General features: G+C 57.0%; 7 protein-coding genes. 3 read left to right on the top strand and 4 right to left on the bottom strand.

What is annotated here, in order from left to right; translation table 11 throughout:
* The 3 genes from ACEQWH_RS10980 to ACEQWH_RS10970 all read left to right on the top strand — a co-directional run.
* Positions 1-2,286, top strand: a 2,286-nt coding sequence (locus ACEQWH_RS10980; RefSeq protein WP_370230756.1) for an FAD-dependent oxidoreductase, incomplete at its 5' end; no start/stop codon positions are given.
* Between the two features lies 1 nt (position 2,287).
* Positions 2,288-3,844: a trimethylamine methyltransferase family protein gene (locus ACEQWH_RS10975; RefSeq protein ID WP_370230754.1), complete on the top strand. Its 1,557-nt coding sequence runs from the start codon at positions 2,288-2,290 to the stop codon at positions 3,842-3,844.
* Between the two features lie 3 nt (positions 3,845-3,847).
* Positions 3,848-4,516 (top strand): TetR/AcrR family transcriptional regulator, encoded by a 669-nt coding sequence (locus ACEQWH_RS10970; RefSeq protein WP_370230751.1) that lies wholly within the window; start codon positions 3,848-3,850, stop codon positions 4,514-4,516.
* Here ACEQWH_RS10970 and ACEQWH_RS10965 read toward each other — a convergent pair.
* The 4 genes from ACEQWH_RS10965 to ACEQWH_RS10950 all read right to left on the bottom strand — a co-directional run.
* Complete coding sequence (locus ACEQWH_RS10965) at positions 4,513-4,983, bottom strand: CoA-binding protein (RefSeq protein ID WP_370230749.1); 471 nt, start codon at positions 4,981-4,983, stop codon at positions 4,513-4,515. The two genes, ACEQWH_RS10970 and ACEQWH_RS10965, sit on opposite strands and share 4 nt — an antisense overlap.
* A 226-nt stretch (positions 4,984-5,209) precedes the next feature.
* Positions 5,210-5,668, bottom strand: a complete 459-nt coding sequence (locus ACEQWH_RS10960) for a YHS domain-containing (seleno)protein (RefSeq protein ID WP_370230746.1) — start codon at positions 5,666-5,668, stop codon at positions 5,210-5,212.
* A gap of 104 nt (positions 5,669-5,772) precedes the next feature.
* Positions 5,773-6,093: a hypothetical protein gene (locus tag ACEQWH_RS10955; RefSeq protein ID WP_370230745.1), complete on the bottom strand. Its 321-nt coding sequence runs from the start codon at positions 6,091-6,093 to the stop codon at positions 5,773-5,775.
* Between the two features lie 116 nt (positions 6,094-6,209).
* Positions 6,210-6,438 (bottom strand): TrmH family RNA methyltransferase (locus ACEQWH_RS10950; RefSeq protein WP_370230742.1); only part of this gene is annotated, 229 nt, incomplete at its 5' end.

The following is a 6,438-nucleotide window of genomic DNA, read 5'->3' as shown; positions in this document are numbered from 1 at the left end:
GCAGGATCCAGCTGGCACGCGGCGGGCGGCATTCACGCCCTTAACGCGGACCCCAACATTGCATCGCTTCAGGCCTATACCATCGACCTTCTCAGCGAGATTCAGGAAGAATCAGGTCAGGACATCGGCCTGCACATGACCGGAGGTTTGACGATGGCGGGCACGCCGGATCGCTGGGAGTGGCTGCAATCGGCCTATCGCACCTTCCAGTCCATCGGCATTGACGACGTGCGTCTTGTCACCCCGAAAGAGGCCGGCGAGCTTTGCCCGATCATGTCCACAGACGGTATGCTGGGCGGCATGTGGGCCGACCGCGAGGGCTATGTCGATACCACCGGCACGGTTCACGCCTATGCAACTGCTGCAAAAAAGCGCGGCGCCGAAGTCATTGAACACAACCGCGTGCTAGAGCTGCATCAAGTCGAGGACGGCTGGCAGGTTGTGACCGAAAAAGGCACGATCCACACGGAACATGTTGTTAACGCAGCGGGACTATGGGCGAAACAGGTTGGTCGCATGGCGGGGATCGAACTGCCCGTCAGCCCGCTTAACCACCACTATCTGGTTTCTGACACGATCCCTGCGCTCGAAGAGCTGGACTTTGAGGTTCCGATGACCGTGGACCTTGAGGGGTTCACCTATATGCGCCAGGACCAAAAAGGTCTGCTGCTGGGGATCTATGAGATCGACCACCAGCACTGGAACATGGACGGCGCGCCTTGGGAATACGGGTTTGAGCTGCAACAGGAAGACCCGGACCGGATCGAGAAAGAACTTATCCTCGGCTTTGAACGCTATCCAGACCTGCAAAATGTCGGCGTCAAAACATGGGTCAATGGCGCGTTCACCTTCAGTCCGGACGGCAACCCCTTGGTTGGCCCTGTGCGCGGCAAACCCGGCTATTGGTGTGCATGTGCTGTGATGGCAGGCTTCCTGCAGGGCGGCGGTGTCGGTAAATCGCTGGCCGAGTGGATGATCCACGGCGAGCCTGAGGCGGACGTCTATGGCATGGACGTCGCGCGTTACGGCAAGTTCGCGGAAAACAAACAGTACATCAAGGAAACCACGGGCCAGTTCTATTCCCGCCGCTTTGTGATGACCTATCCCAACGAACAACTTCCGGCGGGACGGCCGTTGAAAATGGCCCCTGCGCATTCGGAAATGAATGATGCGGGCGCAGTCTGGGGACAAAGCTGGGACATGGAAGTGCCTCTGTACTTTGCACCCAAAGGGTTTGAGGAAACCCCGACGCTCAAGCGCTCCAACGCCTTTGAACATGTGGCGGCGGAATGTAAGGCCGTGCGCGAAACCGTGGGGCTGTTGGACATATCCGCGTTTTCCCGGTTCGAAGTCACCGGACCGAATGCCGAAGCCTGGCTGGACAAGGTCATGGCCTGTGCGCTGCCAAAACCGGGCCGCGCGAAACTTGCGCCGATGCTGTCGGAAATAGGCCGCCTGAAGGGCGATCTGACCGTCTTTAACTATGGCGATGGGTCTTGGTGGATCATGGGATCTTACTACCTGCGCGAATGGCACATGCGTTGGTTTGAGGATCACATGATGGAGGGCGTCACCGTCCGCGACCTGGGCGAAGAGATGTGTGGTTTCTCGCTGGCGGGGCCGAACTCTCGTAAAGTTATCGAAAAGCTTACTGACGGCCCGATTGGGGATCTGAAGTTCATGGGCTGTGGGCAGTTCGACATTGGCATGATCCGCGCAAAAGTGGCACGGATGTCGGTTGCGGGCGAGCTGGGGTACGAGATCAACTGCCGCTATGGCGACCATATCGCGCTGCGACGCATGCTGCTTGAGGCCGGGGCCGATGAGGGCATCCGTGAATACGGCTTTAACGCGCTGCTGTCGCTGCGTCTGGAGAAAAGCTTTGGCATCTGGTCGGCTGAATTCACCCAGCTTTACACGGCCGCCCAAACTGGCATGGATCGCTGGATCGCCTGGGATAAGGACGATTTTATTGGACGCGACGCCGCGATTGCAGAGCGCGATGGCAACGGTCCGGCCCAGATCGAAGTGACCCTTGAAATCGACGCCTCGGATGCGGATGCAAGCGGGTATGAACCTGTCTGGCAGGATGGCAAGAAAGTCGGATTTGTCACCTCGGGCGGCTATGGGCACACGGTTGGCAAGTCGCTGGCGATTGCCATGGTGAACCAAGAGGTAGCCGCCGAAGGCACCGACCTGCAGGTTCATATCGTTGGCATCGAAAAGGCTGCCAAAGTGATCGCACCATCGCCTTATGATCCATCCGGCACTGCGATGCGGGGTTAACATGACAGAGGCGACACCAAGCCGAGCGCGCGGTGGACGGCGGGGCCGCGGGGCAAAACCCGAGGCCACTGCCCCGCTGCGGGATGTGAACTATCGGCAGCTAAAGAACCCGTTTCCGACGATGGATGTGTTCTCTGCTGATGAAATCGCAAACATGCACGAAACGGCCCTGCGCACCCTCGAAGATCTAGGCATGAAAGTGCTGCTGCCCGAGGCACGCCGGATCTTTGCCAAAGGTGGTGCGCGCGTCGATGAAAGCACCGAAATGGTCTATATCGGCCGTGACATGGTTCAGGCAGCCGTCGCTTCGGCGCCCAAATCGATCCAAGGCATGGCAGGCGCGCGCAGCCGCGACATAACGCTCGAGCTGGGATCGCTGGTGTTTCAACCAGGCGCTGGTGCACCAAACGCCACAGACCTAGAGCGCGGGCGTCGTCCCGGCTCGGCGCGCGACTACAAAGAATACATCCAGCTGACCCATCATTTTGATGTGTTTCAGATGATCTCGCCGCAGGTCGAACCTCAGGATGTACCGGTCCACGAACGGCACTATTTCACCACCGACATGCAACTGACCCTGTCGGATAAATTCCCCTTCACCTTCTCGCGGGGCACACCGCAGGTGATGGACTGCTTTGAAATGATCCGCGACTTTCGCGGTATTTCCGATGACGAATTTCAGGCAAACCCTTGGAATTACACGATCATCAACACCAACAGCCCACGCACACTCGACATCCCAATGGCGCAGGGGTTGATCGATTTTGCCAAGTTCGGGCAGATGTCAATCGTCACCCCCTTTACTTTGATGGGGGCGATGGCCCCGATCACCGTGGCTGGCTCGATCACCCTCAGCCATGCCGAAGCGCTTGCCGCGATCACTTTGGTCCAACTCACCAATCCCGGCGCGCCGATCTGCTATGGCACCTTCACCAGCAACGTGGACATGAAATCCGGCGCACCGGCGTTTGGCACGCCAAGCCATTTCCAGGCCTCGCTCGCGGCAGGCCAGCTTGCGCGCTTTCTCGGCCTGCCATGGCGGTCCGCGGCGGGATCGGCCAGCAATTGCAATGATGTGCAGGCCGCCAATGAAAACCAGATGGGCCTTTGGGGATGTCTGATGGGCGGTGCGACCGTCGTGATCCACGCCGCCGGATGGCTGGAGGGCGGGCTGACCGTGTCCTATGAAAAGCTCGTCACCGATGCCGAAGTGCTGAACATGGTGGCAGAGCTCTGCGCCGGAAAAACCGCGACGCTTGAGGAAATCGGGTTTGAGAACGCCCTGCGCGAAGTCGATCCTTCCGGGCATTTCTTTGCCGCAAGCCAGACGATGGAGCGCTATAACACCGAATTCTATGAACCGGTTGTGCATGACTATGCCAATTTCGGAACATGGACGGAACGCGGATCGCTGGACACCAACACCCGTGCGACAGCGGTGTGGAAATCCATCCTCGCGGCAGACAAACGTCCTGACATGGACGGCCAACGGGTTGAAGCCCTGCATGCTTTCATCGACAAGCGAAAGTCCCAAGGCGGCGCACCGCCCGAAAGCTGAGTGATGAGCAAACGCAAGACCCCTACCCTCGTGCGCGACGACCCCGCGCGTGCGCCGCTTGTCGGCAATGTCAAAGTCACACGTGAAGACTGGTTGAATATTTCGCGCAACGTGCTGGTTGATGAGGGCGTTGGCGAAATCAAAATCGTTTCACTTGCGCAAAAGCTCGGCGTCTCTCGGTCGAGCTTTTATTGGTATTTCGAGAACCGCCGCGACCTGTTGGAAGCCTTGCTGCAGGAATGGGAGACCCGAAACACGAAAACGCTGGTCAGCAAATGTGGCCAGCCCTCTGAATCGATCAGTGAAGCCACGTGCAATTTCTTCCGCTGTTTCGTGGACACGCGCCTGTTTGATCCGGGTCTGGATTTCGCTGTCAGGGAATGGGCGCGCCGAGATGTCGCTGTACGCGCGCGCATCGACCTTGCCGATCAAACCCGCCTGCATGCCTTAACCGATATGTTTCTGCGTCATGATTACGCACCCTATGATGCGGAATGCCGCGCGCGTATTTTGTACTACATGCAGATCGGTTATCACGCCTTGGATTTACGTGAGCTGATGGAGGTCAGGCTCAGCCGCGCCAAGGGCTATCTTGAAGGGTTTACAGGACAAGAGGCCGACCCGCAGGCTATCGAAGACTTCCGGCAATATGCCCTGTCGCAATCGCCTTAGAGTTTGGACGAAATAATCCCCGTCGCAAATCCGCCCATGCGCAGTTCTCCGAACAGACGTTGATATTCGATCTTCGGGCACCGGTTCATGATCACATCAAGCCCCGCATCCCGCGCCTTTTGCGCAGCCTCTGGATGCTCGACACCGATTTGCATCCAGATGGTTCTAAGGCCGTTCAGATGCGCCATCGCCTCATCAACGATCGGGGGCACCGCCTCGGAGCGTCTGAAAATATCAACCATATCAACGGGCTCTTCGATCTCGGACAAAGATGCCCGCACGGTTTGGCCAAACAGGGTCTTGCCCGCGTGTCCCGGATTGACCGGGATGACCTTATACCTCTTCAGGCCCAGATACCGCGCCACATAATAGCTGGGCCGTACGGTATTCATCGACACACCAACCACCGCAACGGTCTTTGTGCGTTGCAGAATCTTTTTCAGAAAAGCGTCGTCATAGGTTTCCATACCCCCAGCTTAGAACCTTTCACGCGCGACGCACGTCCAAAGTTTCACCAACCTCACGTCAAACCCCGTCAAACCACAAAAAATGCGCCCAGACCGAAGTCCAGGCGCAGTCACGGAACGAGGGACAGTGAAGTCAGAGACAAGAGTTCCGATCTTGCCTCTCTCTCATGAGATAGTGCGTCCACGAGAGGAAAGAAGAGCATGTAATATGCTTGTGAACATATCGTTACGCGTTCAGGACATTTGGCCAGTTGGCATTGGCATCATTGATGAAGCGCTCTTTGCTGATCGCCCAGCGCGCACGGATTGCGAGACTGAAGTTCAGATAGAGTTTGTCATCATGGATGGACCAGGCGTTGGCCTCGGTCTTTGCGGTATATCCTTTGGCAACAGCAAAGGCGCAATAGCCGCCGTACTGTGGTGCCCAGCGGTCTGGGTCGGCTTCGAAGTCAGCCAGGTTTTCAGCATTGGCAAAACGCCACTCTGCGCCTTTCCACATCAGGGAAAATTCTGCGGAGCCTTCGACGTCTGTGCGTTCCTTGAAATACGCAACCGGGTCATAGCCACGGATGGCCAGGCCATCTACGGCGAAAACTTCGGGGGTCATAGCGAAAGCTGGGGTGGCAAGAACGCCAGCAGCAGGTGCGGCCAGAGCGGTAAAAACAAATGAGCGGCGGGTGAGCATATCGGTCTCCATCGTTGCGATAGCAGAACAATAAGCGGACGATGTGCCCCTGACATCCCCGCCCACGTGTTTGTGAGCGGTTGCGAAGAATGTTTCAGGCGCCTCTAGTCAAACAAATCAAACAAGTCGTCCACACCGTCAAACAGCTTTTTGCCCCAGCCTTTGGACTTTTTCGACTTCTTCTTTTTCAGGTCTTTATAGCGGTAATAAGCCTCGCGATCATGCTTCTTATGACCTTTTACTTTCTTTTGTTTCAAAGGCTTAGAATAGTGGCGCTCTTGGCTTTTCGGCGATACTGGCATCATCTTGAGATCATGCAATGGTGCGCCACACGAGGCACAGGCCAGCTCGTGCTGAACCTTACCATGAAGCTCTAACGCCGCGCGTGTTCCGCAGTAACAGCAAGTGGCGATTTTTTGGCCCATGGGGTTTCCTCTCGTCGAATTCTTTCAAATATTGCGTTTATTTCACGCGTTTCAAGGCACGCCGACACGCGATTTTTTGACGAAACTCGGTCTGTTCTGAATGTCGCCGCCCCGTATCAGGCTTTGGCGGCATAGAGCGCGACGGCAGCGGCGTTTGAAACATTCAAAGATCCAAAGCCCCGCGCAAAATCGATTTTCACCAGATGATCGACGGTCTCTTTGGTTTTTTGCCGCAGCCCCGGCCCTTCGGCACCCAGTACCAGCGCAACGGCCCGGTCGCGTTTGCCCTCCAGCACGTCCTTAATGCTGTGCTCGGCTTCGCCGTCCAGTCCCAGCACCAAATAT

It is taken from the genome of Cognatishimia sp. (genome assembly GCF_964229375.1).
Taxonomy (GTDB): domain Bacteria; phylum Pseudomonadota; class Alphaproteobacteria; order Rhodobacterales; family Rhodobacteraceae; genus Cognatishimia.
Note: the sequence above shows the minus strand (reverse complement) of the source record. Positions and strands in the feature narration are given on the sequence as shown.

Excerpts from the sequence above, each read along its gene's own strand:
- ACEQWH_RS10960 (WP_370230746.1), bottom strand. The coding sequence starts at position 5,668 with ATGCTCACCCGCCGCTCATTTGTTTTTACCGCTCTGGCCGCACCTGCT.
- ACEQWH_RS10965 (WP_370230749.1), bottom strand. The coding sequence starts at position 4,983 with ATGGAAACCTATGACGACGCTTTTCTGAAAAAGATTCTGCAACGCACA.
- ACEQWH_RS10975 (WP_370230754.1), top strand. The coding sequence starts at position 2,288 with ATGACAGAGGCGACACCAAGCCGAGCGCGCGGTGGACGGCGGGGCCGC.
- ACEQWH_RS10970 (WP_370230751.1), top strand. The coding sequence starts at position 3,848 with ATGAGCAAACGCAAGACCCCTACCCTCGTGCGCGACGACCCCGCGCGT.
- ACEQWH_RS10955 (WP_370230745.1), bottom strand. The coding sequence starts at position 6,093 with ATGGGCCAAAAAATCGCCACTTGCTGTTACTGCGGAACACGCGCGGCG.